Below are 22,208 nucleotides of genomic sequence, written 5' to 3' on the forward strand. Positions count from 1 at the left end.
CGGGTCTCAGATCAGGAGGCGGGCCGGTCTCCGGTGGGCAAGGCCCTGAGCTACCAGCGCAGCCCGCGGATGGCGGCCAGCGGGTCCACCCCTTCCGCCAGCGCCACTTGGCGCAGCGTCTCGGAGGAGGGGTTCTCGCCATGGGCGAAGGCCGCGAGGCCGGTCAGCGCCCAGAGCGCATCCATCCCCGCCGCCTGCGCCCCGGCGAGGTCGGTATGCGGCGTGTCGCCGATGGCCAGCACGCGGCTGCGCGGGACGTCGCCGATGATCTCCATGACAGGGTCGTAGACCGCCGGGTCGGGCTTCCCGACCTCGAAGCACTCGCCGCCCATGGCGGTGTAGATATCGGCCAGCGCGCCGGCGCAGATCAGCCGCTCCGCGCCCACCATCACATGGCGGTCCGGGTTCACGCAGACCATGGGCAGGTTGTGGCGCCGCGCCGCCTCCAGCGCCGGGCGATAGGCCTCGGCGTCGACCGAGCCGCGCTCCGGGTCCGGGCCGGTGTTCAGCAGGAAATCCGCCTGCGCGGCATCCTCCACCAGCTCGGCGACGCCGTCCTCCACCACGGAAAGGTCGCGCTCCGGCCCGATATGGACGGCGCGGCGGCCGAGCTTCGCGAAGAAGGGGTGCTGCTTCGCCTTCAGCATGCGCCAGGCGATCTCGCCGGAGGAGATGATGCCGTCATAAAGGGCGCGATCCAGCCCCATGCGATCCAGCATCCCGGCGATGAACCAGGAGCGGCGCGGCGCATTGGTGAGGAAGACCACCTTCTTGCCGCGCGCCTTCAGCTGCCGCAGCGCCTCCGGCACCGGCGGATAGGGCTGTTTGCCGTTGTGCACCACGCCCCAAAGGTCGAGCACATAGCCGTCGTAGCGGTCGGCGAGGCTGGCGATGCCGTCCAGGATATCCATCACATCTGTTCCTCAGGCGGCCTGCGGCCGGTCGTCACGTGCCGCATCGACGCCGACGGCATCGGCGACGCTGCTGAACCCGTCGCGCTTCAGCAGCGCGGCGAGCTCGGATTTGAGGCGCGGGATCAGCGCCGGGCCGGCATAGGCGAAGCCGGCATAGAGCTGCACCAGCGCGGCGCCGGCCCGGATCTTCGCATAGGCATCGGCGCCGGAGGCGACGCCACCGACGCCGATCAGCGTCAACCGGCCGCGCGAGAGCCGGGAGGCAAGCCTCAGCACCTCCGTCGCCCGGGCCAGCAGCGGCGCGCCGGAGAGGCCGCCCGCCTCCCCCTTGTGCCGGCTGCGCAGGCTGGCCGGGCGGGCGATGGTGGTGTTGGAGACGATGAGGCCGGCGACGTTGCGCGCCGCGCAGGCCTCCACCACCGCCGCCACGGCGTCATCCGCCAGGTCGGGGGCGATCTTCACCAGCAGGGGCGGGTGGTCCGGCTGCCGCACCGCGGCGATGGCGTCGAGGATCGCGATCAGCCGCTCCTCCCCCTGCAGGTCCCGCAGGCCGGGGGTGTTGGGGGAGGAGATGTTGACCACGACATAGTCGGTGACCGGGGCGAGAGCGGCGTAGAGCGCGGGGTAGTCGCGCTCGGGCACCGCGCCTTCCTTGTTCACCCCGATATTGCCGCCGAGCACCGCCGGCAGTGGCCGCCGCAGCGCGGCGAGGCGGGCGCGATAGACCTCGAGCCCCGCATTGTTGAAGCCCATGCGGTTGATGATCGCCCGGTCCTCCTCCAGCCGGAAGAGGCGCGGGCGCGGGTTGCCCTGTTGCGGCCGCGGCGTGACCGTGCCGGTCTCGACGAAGCCGAAGCCGAGGCGCATCAGCGGCAGCACGGCGACGGCGTTCTTGTCGAAGCCGGCGGCCAGGCCGATGGGGTTGCGAAACGCCAGGCCGAAGGCGTGGGTCGCCAGCACCGGATCGTCCGGCGTGCCGTCCCGCCCCGCCAGCCCGAGCCCCAGCGCCTTCAGCGCCAGGTCGTGCGCCGTTTCCGGGTCGAGCCCGCGCAGCAGGGGCATGAGGGCGGAGGCGAGGGTCGGGGTCATCGCCGCGCTCAATGCCTGAGGCGGCGGCGAAGGGGAAGCCGGTTCACGCCGGCGCGGTTGACGCGCCCCCCTGGGCACGGCGACAAGGGTTGCAGGAGGCCGGCCCCGCCGGATGCAACGGCAAGGGTGACATCGGCGGTGGAGGAAACGGGGTGAAAGGGCCGTTGCTGCTGCTTGGCGGCATAGCGCTGTTCGGGCTGCTGGACGCCAACAGCAAGCTGCTCTCCGGCGCCTATCCGGTGGGGCAGGTGGTCGCCATGCGTTACCTGGTGCTGCTGCCGGCCTTCTTCGCGCTGCGCGGCCTGTACCCGGGCTTCGGCGGCACCTTCCGCACGGCGCGGCCGTGGCTGCACGCGCTGCGTGCGGCGGCGATGATGCTCTCGGCGGGGTCCTTCTTCCTCGGCTTCCGGCATCTGGCGCTGGCCGAGGGCTATCTGGTCTTCTTCACCTCGCCCTTCCTTATCCTGGCGATGGCCGCCCTGACGCTGGGAGAGAGGGTGCCGGCGGCGGCCTGGGCCTGGTGCCTGGTGGGGTTCGGCGGCGTGCTGCTGGCCGTGGCGCCGAAGCTCGGCGGCGGCGGGTCGCTGGCCGGCTATGGCTGGCTGATGCTTGGCACCCTGGCCTTCAGCGTGACCCAGACGGTGAACCGGCAGCTGAAGGGCGAGGCGGGCCTCGCCATGCTGGTGGTCGGGCCGGCGCTGCTTGGCCTGGTGCTGTTCGGCCCGCTGGCGATCCGGGACTGGGTGGCCCCACCGCCCCTCGACCTGGCCATGCTGATGCTGAACGGGCTGATCGCCGGCAGCGCCTCGGTGCTGACCGCGCTGGCCTACCGCCATGCCGACGCGGCGCGGCTCGGGCCGCTCGGCTACGCCGCCATGCCGGTCTCCGGCCTGCTGGATCTGGCGTTCTGGGGAAGATTGCCGGACCTGCCCACCCTGCTCGGCGCCAGCGTCATCATCTTCGCCTGCGTGATGAGCGAGCGGGTGCGCCAGCGCGCTGCGGCGGCTCAGGGGATCTCCGGCGGGAAGAGATGCGCCCCATCGGCGCCCAGCGGCAGCGGCACCACCAGCCGCACCGCGCTGAGCGGCAGATCGCCATAGAGATGGGGGAAGAGGCCGGGGCGTCTGCCGCCCGCGGCCGGTTCCCAGCGCAGCGCGGCGCCGAGGGCGGCCGGGTCGGCGCCCACCAGCAGCAGGTCGCGCTCCCCCGCGCGGTGCTTGGCGGCGCTGGCGCGGAGCTGGCCCGCCGCGGAGAAATGCAGGAAGCCGTCGCGCCGGTCGTCTTCGCTGCCGGCATAGGCGCCGGCGGCTTCCGCCTGCCGCCAATCGGCGGCGCGGACCATGGTGTAGATCAGCTCGTCCATGGGACGGGTATAGCGGTGCCCGCCGGCCGGGGCACGGCTTGCCCCGGCCCGGCCGCCATGGGAGATGCGCGGCCCCAATCGATATCGAGGTCGTGCATGTCCCTCGCCCTTGCCCCATCACGCAGCGCCGCGCGTTTCTGGGGCTTCGCCCTGCTCGGCTCCGCCGTGCTGGCGGCCAGCGCCCAGATCAGCCTGCCCTTCTGGCCGGTGCCGGCGACGCTGCAGAGCCTTGCGGTGCTGCTGCTCGGCGCGCTGGGCGGCGGGCGGCTCGGCCTGGCCGCGGTCGGGCTTTATCTGCTGGAAGGGGCGCTCGGCCTGCCCGTCTTCGCCGGGGCGACGGCTGGGCCAGCCGTGCTCACGGGCCCCACGGCGGGCTACCTGCTGGGCTTCCTGCCAGCCGCCTGGATCGCCGGGCTGGCGGTGCGGGACAGCTTCCCCTGGCGCCAGGCAGCGCTGCTGACCCTGGCGCATCTGGCCCTGTTCCTGCCCGGCCTGCTTTGGCTTTCCGGTTTCGTCGGGCTGGAGCGGGCCTGGATGGCCGGCTTCCTGCTGTTCCTGCCGGGCACGCTGGTGAAGACCGCGCTCGCTTGGGCGGTGCTGCGCGCCGCGCGGCGCTGAGACGGCGCGCATACCGGCCACGCGAGATGCTGACCGATGTCGGTTCACGGGCGCGGCCGGCATGTCCTTGATTTCCGACGCATAGAGCGTTTTCGGTTTCCATGCGTTCACCGCAAACGCTCTACGCCTTTGTTTGCAGAGCAGCTTCACGCCTTCGGGCGATGCCGCCCTACGGCGATCTGCTCTAGCCGTTGCGCGCAACCCTGCGCGCGATACCCGGCTCGGAAAGTCGGGACGTTCCGAGCCGGGTATCAGCCCGGCGGCAGGCGGTAGAAGACCAGCCCGCCGATCTCGGCCGTCGGCACCAGGCCGAGGGCCCAGCCGGGCAGTTCCTCGGCCGGGTGCCAATGGGTGGCGCCGCCGGTCGGGTCCCCCAGCACGCCGGCCGCGGCCCGGGCGGCGACGCGCCGGCAGGCCTCCAGCGCCGCATCCTGCCCTGCCGCCTGCATGGCGTGCAGCAGGACCCGGCGGCGCGGATGCTTCGGCATCCAGCAGCCGAACAGGAAGGGGGCGCGGCAGACCAGGGCGAGCAGCGGCGCCAGCCCGAGCCCCGGCCGCGCGCCCGGGGCGTAGCGCGCGGCCGCTGTGGCATCCGCCGCGGCCATCCGGGCGCGGTTCACCGCCAGCGCCGCCATCGCCTCGATGGCGCGGACCGGCCGGGTGCCGGCCTCGGCCCGGAGGGTGAGGGCCAGGATCTCGGCGCCGGTCATGCCTCGTCCTCCTCGGCATGGCTGCGGTCGCGCAGCCGGGGCATGGGCTGACCGAGGCGCTTCACCTCCTCGATCTTCTCCTCGATGCGCAGCAGGTGCTGCGAAAGGCGCCGGTCCACGTCGCGGATGAGGGAGAGCGGCACGTAGTTCCGCGCCACTTCCAGCTTGAATTCCGCCAGATCGTCGCGGGTGCGGGTCACCGCCTCGGTCTCGCGCTGGTCGCTGCGGTCGATGCGCTCATGCATGTCTCGCCGCAGGCCGAGGATCATGTAGAACAGCGCGGCGACGATCGGCGCCTCCACGGCGGTGATCCACCAGGTGGTTTCGAACGGCATGGGGGGCTCCTCGCTGCCTCCTTGAAGCGGGTGGGGGGCCGCCCACCCTTCGGGCCGAAGGAGGGGCGGTTGGACGTGGTCGAATGGAACGAGCCCTATCTGGAGACCTGCTGCCGGTCGGCCCTGCACCGGCTGACCTTGGTCGGCATGGTGGGGCGGCCGGCAGGGCTGAAGGACGGGCCCTGCCTGGAAAGGCTGCGCGGCATGGGGCTGGCGGCGCAGCGGCCGGATGGGCGCTACGAGCTGACGGAAGAAGGCGTGGCGCGGCACCGGAGTGAGATCCTGCGCCGCGCAGGCTGAGGAAGGGCTCTGCCGTTCCTCAGGCTCCATCCCGCCAAGGGCCGAAGGGCCCTTGGAACCCCGGAGTTTGCAGGTTGAACCGTCGGGTCTGACCCCATGGTTTCCAAAGGCCCTTCGGCCTTTGGCGGGTGGAGTTCGAGGAGGGCAGAGCCCTCCTCGACCTAGCCTCCGTGCCACCCCTGGCCGCGGGCCGCTGGCACGACTGCCGGCAGCCTGACCGGTTCTGCCAGCAGGCAGCCCGCGAGGGCGTCCAGCGCATCGTCGCGGTTGCCCGTCGCGTCCGGCCGCCACGCTGCCATTTCCGCCGGGAAGGGCGTGCGGAACACCGCGTCATGCGCATGCAGCCGCCGCGCCGCCAGCGCCGGTTCCAGGGCGGAGAGGATGCGCTCCGCCTTGGCTTTGCGGCTGGTGTGCTCGATGACGGTGCAGGGCGCCCCGGCCCGGGCCAGTTCCCGCCGCAGCAGCGCCGGGAGGAAGCGGCCGAGCCCGTTGGTCTCGACGCGCACCACCGGCAGCAGCAGCTCCCGCGCCAGGCTGGCCACGGCGCGGCATTGCTGCGTCGCCGGGTCGGTCGCGGCGTCCGGGTCATGTGTCAGCCATTGGATGCGGTGGAGGAAGTGGTTGCCCTCCCCATCCGCATAGGTGGCCGCGAGCACGGAGCCGTCGCCGCCGACGCCGCGCGCCGGCGGCCGTCCGAAGGCCGGGTCCCAGAACCCGCCGCCGGAGACCAGCCGCCGCCCGAGCAGCAGGAGCTGCGCCCGGCCGCTCGCCTCCCGGTACTCCGGCTCCTCCGCGTAGCGGATGAGCAGGGCGGGATCGAGCCGCAGCGCCGCCTCGGCGACCGCCTGCAGCAGCATCTGCCGCGCGAAGCGGTGCGGGCCGACGCGGCTGCGCAGCGCCTCGATCGCCGCCGCATCAAAGCGTTCCGGCCAGGCGCTGTTCCCCGCCGCATCCAGCAGCGGCAGGGTGAAGCGGCGATAGCCGGCGAGGAAGGCCTCCCCCTGCAAGGGATGCAGGTAAAGGGTCTCCGCGCAATGCGGCGTGCCGATGAAGAGCACGGTGCCGCCCGGGACGATCACGAACTCGATCTCCGAGAGGCGGGCGCGCAGCTCCTCCCGCTTCGCCGGCGTGTCGCAATTCCCGGCCACCTCGACATCGTCGCAGATGATGAGGTCGGCGCGGGCGCCGGTGATGTTGCCGCCGAGGCCCTGCGCCAGCATGGAGGGGTCGCGCAGCACCGCGTCCCGCGCCACGGTGAAGCGGTCCATCGCCCAATTCTCCGGGCCCTCCGGCAGCAGGGGGCGGCAGAGCGGATGGCGTTCCAGGATGCGCCGCACCTGCGCCACCATCTTCACCGCGAGCGGTTGGTCGGCGGCCAGCACCAGGATGCGGGTCTCCGGCGCAAGCAGCAGCCGCCAGGCGCAGTAGAGGCCGACGAGGGTGGACTTGCCGCAGCCGCGGAAGGCCATCAGCAGCAGGCGGCGGTCGCCCGCCTCCTGCCGCGCCTGCAGCCAGCGGGCGATCCGGCGGTGCGGCAACGGCGTGTCCTGGTTCTGCACGTGGTTCCAGATCCAGACGAATTCCAGGAAGTCAGGCTGCGTCGCCTGGGTCATCGGTTTCGGGCTCCTCCTTCAGCTCCTTGGCTATGAAAGAGCGGTACTGCGCGAGCGACTCCCCGATCTCCTGCAGCTGCGCCTGGTCCGCCTGCTCGCCCGCCAGCTTGAGCAGCTGCTCGAGATGCGAGAGCGCGGCCTTGGCGGAGCTATGGCGGGAGGCGAAGAGCTTGTTCGCGCCCTCCTCCTGCGTCGCCGGGTCGGCGGACATGAAGCGGTGGTAGTCCGCCAGGATCAGCTTCGCCGAGGTGGCGAAGTCCAGGTCGATCCGGACCTTGCGTTTGGGCGCCATGCGGGTCAGAGCCGCGGCTTGACGGCGCGCACGAAGAGCGTGCCGGGATCGAGGTCGATCGGGGTCGAGGGGTGGCGGTTGGTGGCCCGTGCCGTCACCGTGCCGGTGGCCCCCGTGGTGGTGACGGCGGCGGTCCATTCGACGAAGGCCGAGGCCTGGCCGGTGAAGCCCGCCTGCACGAAGTCGCCGCCCTGCACATAGGGCAGCGTCACCGCCTGGATCGCCACGGCGCCGCTGGCAAGGCTCGGCGGATCATAGGCGAGCGAGGCCGTCAGCTCCCGCGTGCCCCAGAGCCGCCCGGCCCCGGCCAGCACCTGCGGCGCTTCCGTCGCCGGGGCATAGAGCCGGAGCGATTTCAGCACCGAGGCGGCGTTGCCGCCGCGCACGCCGATGACCGCGTAGGCAGCGCTGGCATGCAGCGTGACGCGCTGCAGTCGGTTGAGGGCGACGCCGCCCGTCAGGCTGTCCAGATCCGCATTGCCCTCCCACCAGTAGGAGGGCGGGCCCTGCCAGGCGGTGTTCATGTTGGACCACAGCACCGGCGCGGTGCCGCCCAGCACCGTCTCGGTCGCGTCGAACTGCATCGCCATGGGGCGCAGGCCACTGCCCTCGGCGGCCAGGAAGAACTCCTTGCAGCCCGTGCAGTCCACGACGAAGCCGAGCGCCCGGCTGGTGGGCAGCGTGACGGTGTCGGCGTTCAGCGTGATCAGGGACAGGCCGGGGAAGCAGAAGCCCGCCAGGGTATTGGGCGGCCCGACCGGGTTGCCGGAGAGCACCGCCAGCCCCTCGAAGCCCGTCGAGCTGCCATCCCAGCGGAAGGCGCGGCTGCGGATATTCGCCGCCTCTGCGGCCAGCCTAGGCGTGCCGAGCGCGGCGGCCGCCTGGTGCAGCGGCAGCACCGTGCCGCCGGCCCGCGTCGCCGTGCTGGCATAGTCCACCGCGCAGCCGGTGAAGCCATAGGTGCCGACATAGGCGACCTCGTAGCGCGCATCCGAGAAGCCGGCGGTGTGGCGCGCCACGAAGGGCGAGCAGGCTTCCATGCGCACGCCCTGGGCGATCAGCCCGCGCCCGTCCACCTCCACCAGGAAGGGGATGGCGTCCACCGTGCCCGGCGTGCCCTGGCGCTGCAGCTCGAAGGCCGGGCCGGTGAAGAGATGCGCGTTGTGCAGCCGGTAGGCGCCCTCGGCGGCGGAGAGCCGCACGCCGAACCGCCCCATGCCGGGGTTGGTGGCGGAGGAGCAGGCGAAATGCCCGCCGGCATGCCGCAGCGCGTTCATCCAGGCGGAAGCGGTCGCCGTCCGCAGGTCGAGGCCGATGCGGTTGTCGATGATCCGGCCATAGCGCAGGTCGCTGTCCTCGCAGCCACGCTGGTCGCCGAGGAGCTGGACGCCGATGGTGAAGCGCTCCGCCCGGCGGATCTCCACTTGGCAGGAATCGATGTTGCGGATGCGGATGCCGACATCCGCCTCGTCGATCCAGTCGCTCTGGAGCGAACGATAGACGCTGAGGCCGAGATAGTTCTTCCGCTGGTTGTTGACCGTGCCGCCATCGCCCAGGGTGAGGGCCGCTTGGCCGCCCGGCCCGGCATAGAGGATGGTGCCGCGCATCTGGAGGCCGGCCGCCGCGCCCGGCAGCAGCAGCGGCAGGGTGGTGCGGAAGACGCCCTCCCCCACCTCCAGCAGCTTGCCGCTGGCCGCCGCCGCGTTCATGGCCGCCTGCAGGGCGGGGCCGTCATCCGTCACCCCGTCGCCGGTCGCGCCGAAATCCCGGGCCGAGAGGCGCTCGGCCAGCTTGTCCTCCACCGTGCGCGGCACGCCATTCGGGAAGGGCACGCTGATGGTGCTCTCGCCACGGTCGAACACCGTCAAATCGCCCAGGCTGTCGAAGCCCAGCACCTTGTTCACCCGGGCCGGGCGCAGCGGCAGGGTGGTGACGCCGCCGATATCCGAGGGATCGAGCTGGATGGCGCTGCCGATCTGCGCCTTCACCTCCTGCAGCGCGGCGATCTGGTAGTCCAGCTCGTCATTCAGGGTGCGGGCGCGGAGGATGCCGTTCTCCTGAAAGTCCGTGGTGCGCTCGACGGCCAGATTGCGCCGCAAGGTCAGCACCGCGCCGGCGCGCGGCGGCTCGGGGAATTCCACCGTGCCGCCGGCGCTTTCCCCCACGCCGGTCACGGCGAAGCCGGAGCCCTGCACCAGCCCGTCCATCCGCAGCTCGAGATCGGTCTCGACGAAGATCGGGAAAGGGTAGGTGAAGCTGGTCTGGACGCCGTCCGCCACGTACTGCACGCGTGGCGCCACGTCGCCGATCTTGATGTGCTCGGCCATCTCGGGCTCCGATGTCTCGGTTGCGGCTGGGGCGTGACCGCCCGGGGCATGGCCACCGGCAGCGCGGGTCACGCGGGCAAAGGAATGGGCGGGGCCCGCGGCGCCCGCCGCGGGTCAGTCCAGCAGGCTGCGTGCGGCGAAGCCGAAGGTCCGGCCGCTGCGCAGCAGAGCCGTCAAGGTGCCGTCCGGCTGCAGCAGGCTGGCACGGCCCTGGGCGAGCCTTGCCTGATAGGCGGCATCGTCCGCCGCCTGGGCCGCCGCGGCATCCTGCCGCAGCCCGCCGGTGACGGCGGCGGCGGAGCCTTCGTCCGGCTGCAGCCCGCTCGCCGCCAGCCGGGCGCGGGTGGCGGCCAGGGTGCGCGCCAGGGCCTGCTGGCGCTCCCGCGCCTGCTCCGCCTGCTGCGCCGCCAGCTCCTGCTGCCGCGCTGCCTGCTGCTGCTGGGTGAGCTGCGCCTGTGCCTTCGCCGTCGCCTGCTGCGACTGCGCCTGGCGCACGGTGCCGTAGATGGAAGCGCCCGCACCGAGCACGGTGGCGAGCGAGGCGAGAGCGGCCATCAGTCGGTGATCCTCGTCTCGGTGGTGACGGAAAGCAGCGTCATCGGCAGCGGCGTCGCATCCTCGATCCGCCAGAGCGGGGCGAGCGCATCCCGCTTCCAGCCGATGGCGCGCAGCCGCACATCGCCGGTGAAGAGCTGCGGCGCGGCGTCCAGCAGCGGCGTGCCGAGCCGGCGGAAGGCGACCGGCGTGCTGCCGCGGCCGAGATCGACCGAGAGCGCTGCCGTCTCCAGCAGCCGGAAGGTGACGGAGACGAGCCGCAGCGGCGCCGCCTTCACCCCCATGGCGGAGCTGAGATCGGGCGGCAGTGGCTCGATCACATGGCTGAAGGGCAGGCCGGCCTGCAGGGTCAGCGCGCCGGGCTCGAGCGTGACGGCGCCGTTGGAGACCAGGGCGGAATCGCGCGGCGCGCCATCCGCCAGGATGCCGACGATGCGCCCATCCAGATGGCCGAGCCCGGACCAGTGGCTCTGCGCCGCGGCGCTGCCGCCGGTCAGCGCCGCATCCAGCGCCAGCGCCGCGTCGAAGCGTTCCAGCCGCTGGGTGCCGGCACGCTCCACCACCGCCCAGACCGTGCCCTCGATCTCGGCCAGGGCGCGGAAGACCCCGTCCGTCTCCTGCCGGGTCCAGGCGGTGACTTCCTCGGCGCGGTAGAGCGTGAGGGTGGCGAGGCCGCCATCCGCCATGGCAACATGCAGCAGCCGGCGGACCTGGTCGTAGCACATCGCGACCGGGTCACGGACCAGGTGCTGCGCCGCCAGCGCCAGGTCGTTCGCCTGATAGACCTGCTGCAGGTCGGTATAGGTGAACTCATAGACGCCACGGCCGCTGCGGGAGACGAAGATGGTGGCGCCATCCACATCCACCGGCGGGATCATCCGCGCCACCGGCGAGCCGACGCGCGTCTGCCGGTTGAGCTGGATGGAGGCCGGGGTGAGCGGCGCGCCGCTGACCATCCACTCCGCACCGGAGGTGAAGACCTGCAGATGCAGGCCGGAGAAGACGCCGCGGATCGCGTTCACCTGGTCGGAGACCAGGCCGAAGCTGATCGCCTGGTCGTCGAGGCCGGTACCGGTGTCGAAGTTGAACAGATCGCCGGATTGGGAGAGCCAGAGCCGGTTCGGCAAATCCCGCGAGCCGCCGATCACCAGCCGGTCCTGGTGGAAGCAGAGGCAGACCGGCCAGCCGCGCACGGCGGAGAAGGCTGCCTCGTCCCAATCCGCCGTCGCCGTGGTGCCGGCCAGCGTCTCCTCGACCGAGGCGGTGGCATGGGTGGCGGAGGCGATGGCGGTGACCACCACCCGCTTGCCGCCGAGGCGGAAGCGGGTGCCGACATGGCCGGGCAGGAAGGCGGCGGCCGAGGCGGTGAGGGTGACGCTGCCGCCGGTGGCGGAGGGCGTCAGCGTCGTCGCGCCATCGCCGAAGCGGAAGAAGGGCTCGTAGAGGAAGCTCCAGGGGGTGACGGTCCAGCTCGTATGGCTGGTCCGCGTCACCTTCTGCGGCACCATGTCCGGGTGGCAGAGCAGCAGCGTGTCCGCGCTCTGGGTGAAGGCGAGCTGGGGCAGCATCGCCTCGGTCCAGGGGCCGCTCACCTGCGCCACCTGGGCGTCCTCGATGAAGACCCGCATCTGCCCCGCGGTCAGCACCAGCAGATAGGTCTGCTCGGTGTTGAACTCGAAGGGGATCAGCCTGGCGGGGCCGGGCAGGGTCGCGACATGGCGCAGCCCGGGGCGGCGGGTGAGGCCGCCGGTCGGCTGGATGAAGACGTTGCGCAGCCTGCGCGCGCCATTGGCCCAGGCGCGCAGATCCGGCCGGCCGAGCAGCTCGGGCGTCACCTCGCCGGCGGTGAAGCTGGTCTTCAAGGCGCGGGACTGGGCCATCTCACCCCCTCGCATTCAGCAGCGGGAAATTCTCGATGGCGCGCGGCGTCGCCTGCTGGCTGTCCGCCTGCCGCGCCGCCCGCAGCTCCGCCTCCGCCTGGCTCAGCAGGAGCTGGGCGCGGGAGGTGTTCTCGGTCAGCGGGATGCAGAATTCGGCGGCGAGGCGCGTGGCCAGCGCGGCGGCGAAGAAGGGCGGGAAGGCGGCCTCCGCCGGGCGGAAGATGTAGGAGAGGACGACCTGCTCCGCGCTGCAATGCAGCCGGTCCTCCAGGATGCGGTAGGCCAGGCCGCGGCCGCTTCCCGGCGTGCCGGCCGAGAGCGCGCGGAGGAAATCCACCGGCAGCTGGAAGGCGTGGTCGAAATCCGCGGTGGGCCGGGCGGAGAGCCGCGGCAGGGTGGCCTGGGCGGTGGCGAAGCTCCAGGGGAAGAGGGAGAGCAGCGCGTCGCGCACGGCCGGGTAGAGATTCGCCGCCACCTCGGCCTCGGCGGTGCCTTCGTCGAGCGAGGCGACCGGCTGGGCGCCGATCTTCAGCAGCGCGCGCGAGCAGAGCGCGAGGGCGGAGAGGGCCATTTGGGGCTCCGAGCAAGCGGGAGGTGGAGAGGGAAGGCGCCCCCACCACGGCCCTTCCCGCTGGGGGAGAGCCGCGGTGGGAGCGGTCGGGGACGCGCAAAGCCGTCCCTTCGTGCGCTTATTCCTTCGCGCGCATCCGCACGACGCCGGTGTTGTCCACCAGCACCGCGCCCTGGCTCATCATGGTGTTGACGAAATGCGCGGCGCGGTCGCCATGCCAGGTGACGTCCGTGGCGATCTCGGACGCCACGGCGTGGCCGACCGCGCTCTTGTGGTAGAAGTAGCAGTAGCGCAGCGTGCCGGCCTTGGTCAGGCCGCTATGCGGCATCCAGGTGGCGCCCAGCCAGCGCTTCGCCTGGGTGCCCTTCCAGGGCAGCTCGTCCGGGCCGATATAGTCGGCATTGGCGAATTCCTGGATGGTCAGCAACTCGCTCCACTGCTTCCAGCCCACCACCGCGAAGCGGTTGCCGTCATCCGGCACATCGGCATTGCCCAGCGCCTGGAAGGCCAGCAGCACCTTGGCGCGGGTCAGGCCGTCATTGTCGGTCTCACCGCTATTGGTGCCGATCGCCTCCGGCGTCGCGCTGTCCAGCGCGGCGATGATCAGCTCGTCCGTCTTGCGGCCCAGCGCATAGGCGCCGGCATTCGCCACCACCGCGCGCTCGTCGATATTGGTCTTCAGCTCGTCCAGCCGGTCGATCCAATCGCCGGCGTAGTAGTCCTGCAGGAAGCACTCGACCGTGGTGTGGTCGATGTTCATCACCGGCACCACGCCGTTGCGCGCCTTCGCCGCCGCGGTGCCCTTGCCCACCTTCTGGAAGATGGTGGAGGCGCCGCGGACATCGGACTTGCTGCGCACGGTCGGGCGCAGCTTGCTGCCGTGGCGCTGATAGGCCTCCTGCACCTCGGCTTCGTACTGCTTGATGAAGGCCTGGTCGATGGAAGCGGACATGTGTCCTTGCCTTTCACGATGGGGGCGGATGCGCCTACGCCGCGGTTGGCCGCTTGCGCGGGCCGGAGCGAGGGCGCGCGGCCACGGCCCGCGCGGCGGGGCCGGTGGGTTGGTCGTGGCCGTGAAGGGAGGGGGCGGGCGATACGGCTTCGGCCGCTCGGCACGAGGCGGGTGGCGCCTGCATCTGCAGGGCATGCCTCGGCGCGGCCGGGCATCGGCCCGCCCCCGGGGCGCCACGCCGGGGGCGGCGGGCGCCCGCGGCAGGGCGAGGGCGCCGCGGGGGGAACGGCGCACTCAAGCCCTGCCGAAATGCGGGATTTGGCGGGGCCGGAGCCCCGCCGGATCAGGTGCCGACCAGGCGGCGGAAGCCCTCGGTCACGCGGCGGACGAAGACCGGGTCGCGCTGCCGCCAGTAGCGCGGGTCGCGCATCATGGCGCGCAGCTCGGTCTCGCTCTCCGCGGTCTGCGGCGCGGCGTCCCGGCCGAGGCCCGGCTCCGCCTTCCGCATCATCTGCTCCAGGGCGAGCACGCCCTCCGCGGTGCTGGCCAGCGCGCCATAGACGCTCTCCGGCAGCTTCGCGCGGGCCCAGGCGGAAAGCTGCGCCGCCACCTGGCGGAAGCGCTCCTCGCCGCCGAAATGCTCCACCAGCTTCTCGCGCTGCCGATCGGCCTCGTACTGCGCGGCGGCCTCGGCGATCAGCGGCAGCAGCCGCTCCGCCGCCAGATCGTAGACGAGCTGCGCCTGATCGTTGGTGAAATGCGCCCGGTGCAGCCGGCCATTCACCTCGGCATCGGCGCAGCAGAGCTCATGCGGCGGGGTGATGCTGTAGCCTTCGGGCGACTCGGGAATACCCATCGCCTGACGGAACCGCAGCAGATCCTCCGGCGCCACGTCGGCGCCCGGCATGCCCATGCGCTGTGAGAGGCGCCGCTCCAGCTCGCGGTAGGATTTCAGCAGCGCGTCCACGCGCAGCGCGCCGGTCTCGGGGTCGCGGAATTTCTCCGGCACCTCGCTCGGGCGCGGGGCGGGCGCGCTGCCCTCCGGCGCGGCAGGCTGGTCCGGCGACTGCAGCAGATCTTCGGGCATGCGGGTCACTCCCGGTTGGGCAGGGGTTGCGGAACGGGGCTCGGCAGCAGCACCTCGGCCGGGGCGCCGAGGGTGCGGGCCAGCCAGCGCGTGGCGGCGACGGTATCCAGCTGGGCCGCCGCGCTGCCGCCGAGCTTGCCGACGGATTCCAGGAACAGCAGGGTATTCGCCGCATCGGCGCGGCCCTGCACGCGGGCCAGCGGGCTTTCGTAGCGCAGCGCGATCTCCCGCCCATCCGCCACCAGCAGCGGTGGCAACTCGCCCCGCCGGCGGAGGATGCCGAGGCAGCGCATGACCAGCGGCGTCAGCAGTTCCGTCTGCAAGCGGCCATAGGTGGCGCCGAGCAGCCGCGCGGTCTGGGCGCTGCGCTCCAGCACCTCCGTCGCGGTCATCCGGACGTCCTGCGCCGGGCCCAGCCGGTCGGCCAGCAGCGCGCCGCGGATGCGCGTGCGCAGATCCTCGAGCACGAGCTGCGAGACGTCGAAATTCCCCGGCGCCGCCAGCGGCGTGAGGCCGGCGCTGCCCGGCGCCTTCGGAATGATGGCGCCGGGCGTCAGCTTGATGGTGGCGGGGTTCAGCACCCCGTCATCCTCCGCCTGCCAGATGCCGGTGGCGGCGATGGAGGCGTTCTTCAGGATCAGCTCCACCACCTTGTTGGCGGTGCGGATATCCGGCAGCGCCTTCATCACCGGGCCGCGGCCATAGAGCTCCCCCGGCACCTTCATCCAGCGGAAGGCGATGCAGGGATTCTCGGCGAAGCTTCCCTCGGCCAGGGGCAGCGGGCGCAGCGGGTCGTCGATCAGCAGCGCGTGGTAGCGGATGCCGCCGCGGTCCGGCAGCACCGCCTCCAGCACCGGATGCGCCGTGGCGTCGCCCTGCGCCGCCGCGCGCAGCAGCTCGGGCGGCAGCACCGCCTCGGGGAAGCGGCGGCGCAACGCGGCGGCGGTCAGGCGCGCCTGGCGATAGACGGTGGAAAGCCGGCCGTCCGGCCCTTCCTCCAGCACCGCCATGCGCATTGGCACGGCGGTGAAGCGGAAGGCGGAGGCCTCGCCGAGCGGCGCTTCCTCCACCATCAGTAGCCCGGTGCCGATGATGACGAGGTCGAGGAATGCCTGGTGCATCTCGACCGCGAAGTTGGAGCGGTCGAGATGCCGTTGCAGCGTGTCCGCCGCATCCTCCAGCGCGAGCGCCGCGGCATGGCCGCGCGCCGTGTCCTGCAGCGGCCGGGCGGGCGCCAGGCCGAACCAGCGGGACCAGGGCGGCGTCAGCTCGGCGAGCAGGGAGGCGGCGAGCTGTTCCACCGCGTCGGCCGCCGTGGCGTCGAACAGGGCGGGGCCGTCCTGCGGTGCGGGCAGCACATGATCGTAGCAGGCCTGCCAGATCGGCTCGATCGGCCGGCGTCGTTCGAGGGCGCGGGCATGGCCGGCGAGGATCGCTTCGGCGTCCATCGGTGTCACTCCCCGAGCAGGGATTTGCGGGCGGTGGCGGGCAGCGCAGGCAGCGGGTCCAGCACGCCGCGGGCGGAGGTGGCGATGGTGCCGGCGATGCCGCGTGCGGCGCGGGCGCGGGCCTCGCGGCGCGCCTCGCTGGCCGCCTCTGCCGCGGCGGCCTCGGTCGTGCTGGTCGTCTCCGCCGCGGCGGCAGCGGTGGCGGCTTGTGGCGTCTGGACGATCACCGGCTTCGGGGCACGGAACAGGCCACCCATGCGGATCCTCTCCTGTCGGCAGGGCTCCGCGACCCCGGGCGAAAAAAGGCGCGGGCCCGGTCCTTCACGAGGAAGAGCCGGGCCCGCGCCTGAGGGGAGGGATCGGGAGGAAGGCCGCCGGGCGCAAATCGCCCGTTGGCGAGGAGGTTCTTAGCCGGCGGCGGCGCGAGGGTCAAGAAAATTTTCTTATGTCAGGGTGGAATTCTGGCCGAGCGGGTAGGCATAAATGCGGATGAACGTAAAAACGGCGGAACGGCGTCCGCGCCGTTCCGCCGTCTGGGAAGAGACCGCTGCCCCGGTGTGGGTATGCCAGCCGAATCCAAAACTCAGACCGGGGTCCGGGGCCAGGTCCTGGCCCCGGCGGGGTGCAGGGGCAGAGCCCCTGCCGGGCCCACGGGGCCGGAGCCCCCACGCCTCAGCCCCCGGTACAGCCCATGCGGCGTCAGCGCGAAGGGCGCCGCGCTGCCCAGCACGGCGCGGCAGAGGGAGACGCAATTGAGCGGCCACAGCGAGGGCAGCACCGACCAGCGCGCCCCACCCGGCCGGAAGGGGCCGAGCACCGTCAGTCCCGCCCGCCGGTAGAAGCCCGGCAGGTCGAAGCCCGGCGGCAGGTCCAGCCGCGTCAGCACCAGCCGGCCGGAAAGCGGGTCCGCCACCAGCCAGCTTCCCGCCTCCTCCAGCGCCGCGAAGCAGTGGCGGAAGCCGGGGCGAAGCAGGCGCAGCCAGGGCAGTTCCGCCGCCCCGCCGAAGGCGATGTAGACGCGCTGCCCGGCCACCGCCGCGGCCCGGGCATGGGCAGGCCGCGGCCGGGTCATGCTCGGGGCCCCGGAAAGGCCAGCACCTCCGCCGGCTGCGCCACCGGCAGCGGGCCGGCGACGATGCCCTTCACCCTGAGCGGCCAGTCGAGCCGGGAGATCGCCTCCCGCCACAGCCGCCAATCGCCCTTATCGCTCGGGTAGCGTGGGTCCGGCGCGGCCTGGCGCTCGCCCCAGATCCGCAGGATGCGGGCGTGCTGCAGGTCGATCCGCCGCTGCCGGTAGAGCCGGTCCAGGCATTTCACCACGTCGTCCGGCTCGCAGGGCCGCTGCACCAGCCCGGCGCCGGAGACGATGCGGGCGCCATCGCGCCGGGCGATGAGGGCGGCCATGGTCCAGAACCAGGCTTCCTCCGTGCTGTCGAAGGGCTGCATCCTGTTCGTGCTGTTGCGGACGGGGGCGTTTCCGGGGCGGGCGGCGGTGGTCATCGGGGGCTGTCCTTCGCGCCAGGGTGGAACGTTTCAGGAACGTAAACCCAGGGTTGTTCCGAAGGCAAGCATCAAAAAGGAAAATTCACCTATTGCTCGATGACTCCGAACCTAGGATGTTATGCCCAGATCGGGCCCCCATATCCAGGGCCTGCCACCCGATGCGCTGACCTTGCACTGGACCGATGCGCCGAAACCGAGGAGCGGGACGTGAACCATGAGGATATCTGGCGTGCCCTGGATGCGCTCGCCGCCGAACACGGGCTTTCCGCCTCGGGCCTTGCCCGCCGGGCTGGGCTCGACGCCACCGCCTTCAACCCCTCCAAGCGGGTCGGCGCCGATGGCCGCTCCCGCTGGCCCTCCACCGAAAGCGTCGCCAAGGTGCTGAGCGCGACCGGGACCAGCTTCGAGGATTTCGCCGCCCTCGTCACCGGCATGCCCGCGCTCTCCCGCAATGGCCGCCAGGCGGCCGCCCGCCGCATCCCGCTCATCGGCCTCGCCCAGGCGGGTGGGGAGGGGTATTTCGACGATGGCGGCTATCCGGTCGGCGGCGGCTGGGACGAGATCTCGCTGCCCGATGTCGGCGACCCCAACGCCTATGCGCTGGAGATTTCCGGGGAGAGCATGGAGCCGGTGTTCCGCGATGGCGACACCGTCATCGTCTCCCCCGCCGCGCCCATCCGCCGCGGCGACCGCGTGGTGGTGCGCACCCAGCAGGGGGAGGTGATGGCGAAGGAGCTGAAGCGCCAATCCGCAAGGCGGATCGAGCTGCGCAGCCTCAACCCCGCCCATCCGGATTATGCCTTCGACCTGGCCGAGATCACCTGGATGCACCGCATCATCTGGGCGACGCAGTGACCCCACGCCGTTGCTGCGCAATGCCGTGGGGGTCCCGTCATCCCTCCAGGGGCGGCGCCTCGGATGGCCTTTCATGGCAAAGCCATGAAAGGACAACGGCAGATCCGGTCCGGAGACCCGTCGTGCTGCCTTACGCCGCGTGGTCCTTGGGCAGCTCGGCCTCGCGCCGCAGGCTGGCGGGCAGCAGGGGCAGCAGCTTTGCCAGGTCGCGCTCCGCCTTCAGCGCCAGGTAGCGGGGCGGCTGCTCCGCCAGCTTCACCGTGGTCAGCCCGATATCGCCATAGACCCGCAGCAGCCCTGGCCCCACGCGCCAGAAGGCCGGGTCCACCCCCGCCCGCTCGCACAGGTCGCGGAAGCGCCAGATGGCGGAGATCGCATCCGCCCGCTCCCCCGCCGGGTCGCCCAGCGCCAGCCACACCCCGTCCCGCTTCAGGAAGGCGAAGCCGGCCCGCTCCGCCTCCCCGAACACCGCGCCATCCGCCTCGGCCGGGGCCATGGCGCCCAGCTCGGAGAGCCTGAGCCGCATCGCCGCATCCCAGCATAGCGGCGCGATGCGCGCCGGGCGCAGCAGCCGCACCATGCCGGCCAGCAGCAGCACCCCGGTCAGCCCCACGGTGAAGCGCAGCGAATCCGGGGCGAGCTTGGACAGCACCACCTGCCACCAGCTTTCGTTGGAAACCCGCCCGCCATAGGCGACCAGCGCCAGGGTGATGCCGCAGGCCGCAACCGCCAGCAGCGGCATCAGCGTCTCCGCCGAAAGCGGCTCCCGGATCAGCCGGCTGTCCCGGTAGAAGGCGGTGCGGAGGCTGGCCAGCAGGGCAGCGAGCAGCAGGAAGGGCCCCCAGAGCCACCATTCCTCCCCCCGCACCCAGGCAATGGCGGCGCCGTTCACCAGCAGGAACAGCGTCAGGCTCCAGGCGATGGTCAGCCGCCGCAGCAGGCCGAAGGCCATGACCAGCAGCAGGGAGCCGACGATGGAGGCAGCGAAGTGGGAGGCGAGCGCCGCCAGATGCCCGGCCCAGAGCTCGATGATCGTCCCCCGCGTCGGCAGCGCGCCGAGGAAGATCAGCAGCGCCCCGGCCAGCGCGACGAGCGAGGCGATGGCCGGCACCTCCAGCGCATCCGTCCCTTCCCCGACCGCCGCCAGCCTTTGCAGCATCGCCCGGCGCTGGCCGATCTCGAAGCCGACGAACAGCGCCCCGGCGATGAAGAGCGGCACGATGTAGTAGTAGAGCCGGAAGACCAGCAGCGCGCCGATCACCTCCGGCGCCGGCAGGTAGGGCTGCAGGCCGAGCAGGATGGCGCCGTCGAACACGCCGATGCCGCCCGGCACATGCGCCAGGATGCCGGCGGCATAGGCCGCCAGGTAGATGCCGACGAAGCGGATGAAGGTCAGCCCCTCCGCCTCCGGCAGCAGGATGTAGAAGATCGCCGCCGTCACCGCGACGTCGACGGTGGCGAGCAGCGCCTGGGCCAGCGCCATGCGCGGCCGCGGCAGCTCGATCTCGTAGCGGAAGATGCGCACCTGCCGCAGGAAGCGGCTCAGCACCACATAGGTCAGCACCACGCCCCAGAGCGGGATGGCGAGGGCCTGCAGTGCCCAGTGCGGCAGATGGGTGCCGAACCAGGGCACCACCTCCGGCTCCAGCAGCAGCACCAGCCCGCCCAGCGCCATGCCGCCCAGCCCGAAGGTGAGGCTGGTGAACCCCACCACCTTGGCGATCTCGAGCGGCGTCAGCCCCCAGGCGGAATAGAGCCGGTAGCGCACCGCAGCGCCCGAGACCGCGGCGAAGCCGAGGTTATGCGCCAGCGAATAGCCGCAGAAGGAGGCAAGCAGCGACCTGCCCCAGGAGACCGGTCGCCCGGCATAGATGGAGCCGAGCTTGTCGTAGATCGCCAGCACCAGATAGGCGAGGACGGTGCAGCCCGCCGCCAGCCAGATGGCGCGGGGTGGGATGGCCGCCATGGCCCGGCGGATATCGGCGACCGAGAGGGTGCTGAACTCCCGCTGCACCACATAGAGCGCCCCGACCAGCAGGAGAAGGCCGAAGACTGCCGCTCCGTGTCGCTTCAGCCAGGGGAGCCACCCGGTCACGCCGCGCTGGCCTCCCGCGCCAGGGCGGTCTCGATCAGGCCGATGGTGCCGGCAATGCCATAGAGCGCGACGAAGCCGCCGAAGCGCGGACCCTCCTGCTGGCCGAGCAGCACCTGATACAGGCAGGAGAACCAGTCGCGCAGATTGGCGAAGGCGTGGCGCTTGCCCACCTCGAAGACCTGGTTCTGGATCGCCTCCGCATCGGCATCCGCCGGCAGGCTGCGCAGCACCTGCAGCAGGTCTTCCAGCGCGGCGCGCTCCATCCCGCTCGGCGCGCGGTACTGCTTGGCCGGGGCGACGAAGTCCCGGTAATAGGCCACCGCATGCTCGGCCAGCCGCGCCAGCATCGGGTGGCTCTCCGGCGTCACCCCCGGCGCGTAGCGGCGGATGAAGCCCCAGAGGATCTCCGACCCCTCCGCATTCACCACGCTGGCGAGGTTCAGCAGCATGGCGAAGGAGATGGGCGAGCCCGGATCGTTGCTGCTGCCATTGTGGATGTGGAAGGCCGGGTTCGTCGGCTCCGGCTGCGCCTTCAGCTTCTCCAGATTGGCCAGGTACTCGTCCACCGCGCGGGGGATGACGTCGAAGAACAGCCGCTTCGCCCGCTGCGGCGCGGCGTACATGAACTGCGCCAGGCTCTCCGGCGGGGCGTAGCGCAGCCATTCCTCGATGGTCAGGCCATTGCCCTTGGACTTGCTGATCTTCTGCCCCTGCTCATCGAGGAACAGCTCATAGGTGAAGCCGACCGGGGGCGTGCCGCCGAGGATCCGGCAGATCGCCGAGGAGAGCTTCACGCTGTCGATCAGGTCCTTGCCGGACATCTCGTAATCGACGCCGAGGGCGTACCAGCGCAGCGCCCAGTCGGCCTTCCACTGCGCCTTGCAATGGCCGCCGGTGATGCGCGTGCCATGCCGCTTGCCGGTCTCGGGGTCCACCCAGACCAGCAGGTCCTGGTCGGGCCGCACCTCCTCCATCGGCACCTGCATCACCACGCCGGTCTCCGGGTGGATGGGCAGGAAGGGGGAGTAGGTCGCCCGCCGCTCCGGCCCCAGGGTGGGCAGGATCACCCGCCGCACCTCCTCATGCTTCTCCGCCATGCGCAGCAGGGCGGCGTCGAAGCGGCCGCCCTTGTAGTACTCCGTGGCGGAGGCGAATTCGTAGTCGAAGCCGAATTCATCCAGGAAAGCCTGCAGCCGCGCATTGTTGTGCGCGCCGAAGGAGGGATGCGTCCCGAAGGGGTCCGGGATGGCGGTGAGCGACTTGCCCAGGTGCTGCGCCAGCATCTCCCGGTTCGGGACGTTGTCCGGGACCTTGCGCAGCCCGTCCATGTCGTCGCTGAAGGCGATGAGGCGGGCGGGCAGGCCGGTCATCCGCTCGAAGGCGCGACGGACCCAGGTGGTGCGCGCCACCTCCCCGAAGGTGCCGATATGCGGCAGGCCGGAGGGGCCGTACCCCGTCTCAAAGAGCGCACCCGAGGGTTTCGGCGCCGTCGCCAGGCGATCGGCGACCTTGGCGGCTTCCTCGAAGGGCCAGGCCTTGACGGTGCGGAGGGAGGGATCGGCGCTCATGGCGGCAGGCATGGCAGGGGGCGGCGGCGGGGTCAACGCGCGGCTGGACGGTCCTCGCCCGCCGGGCCGGCAGGTTCGGGGCAGCCTCCGCCTGGCCGGAACCGGGGCCGTTCCCGCCAGGTTGAGAGAGGCT

23 protein-coding genes are annotated in these 22,208 nt (G+C 71.9%); 4 read left to right on the plus strand and 19 right to left on the minus strand.

Translation table 11 applies throughout. From position 1 onward, the window contains the following. Positions 1-50 precede the first annotated feature (50 nt). A complete protein-coding gene (locus tag NJ376_RS23480; RefSeq protein WP_252955718.1) occupies positions 51-911 on the minus strand; it encodes a TIGR01459 family HAD-type hydrolase in 861 nt (286 codons plus the stop codon). 12 nt (positions 912-923) lie between these two features. Beyond that, a complete protein-coding gene (locus NJ376_RS23485; RefSeq protein WP_252955719.1) occupies positions 924-2,003 on the minus strand; it encodes a quinone-dependent dihydroorotate dehydrogenase in 1,080 nt (359 codons plus the stop codon). A gap of 152 nt (positions 2,004-2,155) precedes the next feature. On the opposite strand from NJ376_RS23485, the gene NJ376_RS23490 reads away from it, so the two are divergent. Beyond that, complete coding sequence (locus tag NJ376_RS23490) at positions 2,156-3,103, plus strand: DMT family transporter (RefSeq protein ID WP_252955720.1); 948 nt, start codon at positions 2,156-2,158, stop codon at positions 3,101-3,103. On the opposite strand, the gene NJ376_RS23495 is transcribed toward NJ376_RS23490, so the two are convergent. Beyond that, positions 3,010-3,366: a DUF952 domain-containing protein gene (locus tag NJ376_RS23495; protein WP_252955721.1), complete on the minus strand. Its 357-nt coding sequence runs from the start codon at positions 3,364-3,366 to the stop codon at positions 3,010-3,012. The two genes, NJ376_RS23490 and NJ376_RS23495, sit on opposite strands and share 94 nt — an antisense overlap. 96 nt (positions 3,367-3,462) lie before the next feature. Here NJ376_RS23495 and NJ376_RS23500 point away from each other — a divergent pair, with 96 nt between their 5' ends. Next, on the plus strand, positions 3,463-3,984 hold the full coding sequence (locus tag NJ376_RS23500) for a biotin transporter BioY (RefSeq protein WP_252955722.1): 522 nt from the start codon (positions 3,463-3,465) through the stop codon (positions 3,982-3,984). Between the two features lie 251 nt (positions 3,985-4,235). Here the strand turns inward: NJ376_RS23500 and NJ376_RS23505 are convergent, their stop codons facing one another. Further along, a complete protein-coding gene (locus NJ376_RS23505) occupies positions 4,236-4,694 on the minus strand; it encodes a cell wall hydrolase (RefSeq protein ID WP_252955723.1) in 459 nt (152 codons plus the stop codon). Beyond that, positions 4,691-5,029: a hypothetical protein gene (locus tag NJ376_RS23510; RefSeq protein WP_252955724.1), complete on the minus strand. Its 339-nt coding sequence runs from the start codon at positions 5,027-5,029 to the stop codon at positions 4,691-4,693. Before NJ376_RS23510 ends, NJ376_RS23505 begins: the two co-directional genes overlap by 4 nt. 69 nt (positions 5,030-5,098) lie before the next feature. On the opposite strand from NJ376_RS23510, the gene NJ376_RS23515 reads away from it, so the two are divergent. Next, positions 5,099-5,329 (plus strand): hypothetical protein, encoded by a 231-nt coding sequence (locus NJ376_RS23515; protein ID WP_252955725.1) that lies wholly within the window; start codon positions 5,099-5,101, stop codon positions 5,327-5,329. A 161-nt stretch (positions 5,330-5,490) separates the two neighbouring features. Here NJ376_RS23515 and terL read toward each other — a convergent pair whose 3' ends face one another. From terL to NJ376_RS23575, 12 genes are all read right to left on the minus strand, one after another. Then, positions 5,491-6,942: a phage terminase large subunit gene (gene terL / locus NJ376_RS23520; protein ID WP_252955726.1), complete on the minus strand. Its 1,452-nt coding sequence runs from the start codon at positions 6,940-6,942 to the stop codon at positions 5,491-5,493. Further along, a complete protein-coding gene (locus NJ376_RS23525) occupies positions 6,920-7,234 on the minus strand; it encodes a hypothetical protein (RefSeq protein WP_252955727.1) in 315 nt (104 codons plus the stop codon). Before NJ376_RS23525 ends, terL begins: the two co-directional genes overlap by 23 nt. A 5-nt stretch (positions 7,235-7,239) precedes the next feature. Beyond that, a complete protein-coding gene (locus NJ376_RS23530) occupies positions 7,240-9,561 on the minus strand; it encodes a glycosyl hydrolase family 28-related protein (RefSeq protein ID WP_252955728.1) in 2,322 nt (773 codons plus the stop codon). 114 nt (positions 9,562-9,675) lie between these two features. Then, entirely contained in the window at positions 9,676-10,116 is a 441-nt protein-coding gene (locus NJ376_RS23535) for a hypothetical protein (RefSeq protein ID WP_252955729.1), read from the minus strand. Continuing rightward, the gene (locus tag NJ376_RS23540) at positions 10,116-11,996 is read right to left on the minus strand and encodes a hypothetical protein (protein ID WP_252955730.1); all 1,881 of its coding nucleotides are present in this window, start codon (positions 11,994-11,996) and stop codon (positions 10,116-10,118) included. Before NJ376_RS23540 ends, NJ376_RS23535 begins: the two co-directional genes overlap by 1 nt. 1 nt (position 11,997) lies before the next feature. Continuing rightward, positions 11,998-12,567 carry a hypothetical protein gene (locus NJ376_RS23545; protein WP_252955731.1) on the minus strand — a complete coding sequence of 190 codons (570 nt, stop codon included), beginning with the start codon at positions 12,565-12,567 and terminating at the stop codon, positions 11,998-12,000. Positions 12,568-12,685: 118 nt separating this feature from the next. Then, positions 12,686-13,519: a phage capsid protein gene (locus NJ376_RS23550; RefSeq protein ID WP_252955732.1), complete on the minus strand. Its 834-nt coding sequence runs from the start codon at positions 13,517-13,519 to the stop codon at positions 12,686-12,688. Positions 13,520-13,862: 343 nt separating this feature from the next. Further along, positions 13,863-14,606, minus strand: coding sequence for a capsid assembly protein (locus NJ376_RS23555; RefSeq protein ID WP_252955733.1), 744 nt, complete (start codon positions 14,604-14,606; stop codon positions 13,863-13,865). A gap of 5 nt (positions 14,607-14,611) precedes the next feature. After that, positions 14,612-16,054 carry a portal protein gene (locus NJ376_RS23560; protein ID WP_252955734.1) on the minus strand — a complete coding sequence of 481 codons (1,443 nt, stop codon included), beginning with the start codon at positions 16,052-16,054 and terminating at the stop codon, positions 14,612-14,614. A 5-nt stretch (positions 16,055-16,059) separates the two neighbouring features. Beyond that, complete coding sequence (locus NJ376_RS23565) at positions 16,060-16,311, minus strand: hypothetical protein (protein ID WP_252955735.1); 252 nt, start codon at positions 16,309-16,311, stop codon at positions 16,060-16,062. Positions 16,312-16,637: 326 nt separating this feature from the next. Beyond that, entirely contained in the window at positions 16,638-17,126 is a 489-nt protein-coding gene (locus tag NJ376_RS23570) for a hypothetical protein (RefSeq protein WP_252955736.1), read from the minus strand. Beyond that, a complete protein-coding gene (locus tag NJ376_RS23575) occupies positions 17,123-17,554 on the minus strand; it encodes a hypothetical protein (protein WP_252955737.1) in 432 nt (143 codons plus the stop codon). The genes NJ376_RS23570 and NJ376_RS23575 overlap by 4 nt, the downstream gene beginning before the upstream one ends. Positions 17,555-17,764: 210 nt before the next feature. Here NJ376_RS23575 and NJ376_RS23580 point away from each other — a divergent pair, with 210 nt between their 5' ends. Beyond that, the gene (locus NJ376_RS23580) at positions 17,765-18,412 is read left to right on the plus strand and encodes a S24 family peptidase (protein WP_252955738.1); all 648 of its coding nucleotides are present in this window, start codon (positions 17,765-17,767) and stop codon (positions 18,410-18,412) included. Between the two features lie 130 nt (positions 18,413-18,542). On the opposite strand, the gene NJ376_RS23585 is transcribed toward NJ376_RS23580, so the two are convergent. Together NJ376_RS23585 and NJ376_RS23590 are read right to left on the minus strand one after the other, a co-directional pair. Continuing rightward, positions 18,543-20,507 (minus strand): lysylphosphatidylglycerol synthase domain-containing protein, encoded by a 1,965-nt coding sequence (locus NJ376_RS23585; protein WP_252955739.1) that lies wholly within the window; start codon positions 20,505-20,507, stop codon positions 18,543-18,545. Then, positions 20,504-22,087: a lysine--tRNA ligase gene (locus NJ376_RS23590; RefSeq protein ID WP_370288576.1), complete on the minus strand. Its 1,584-nt coding sequence runs from the start codon at positions 22,085-22,087 to the stop codon at positions 20,504-20,506. The genes NJ376_RS23585 and NJ376_RS23590 overlap by 4 nt, the downstream gene beginning before the upstream one ends. Positions 22,088-22,208 lie beyond the last annotated feature (121 nt).

This window comes from Siccirubricoccus soli, from assembly GCF_024178315.1.
GTDB classification, from domain to species: domain Bacteria; phylum Pseudomonadota; class Alphaproteobacteria; order Acetobacterales; family Acetobacteraceae; genus Siccirubricoccus; species Siccirubricoccus soli.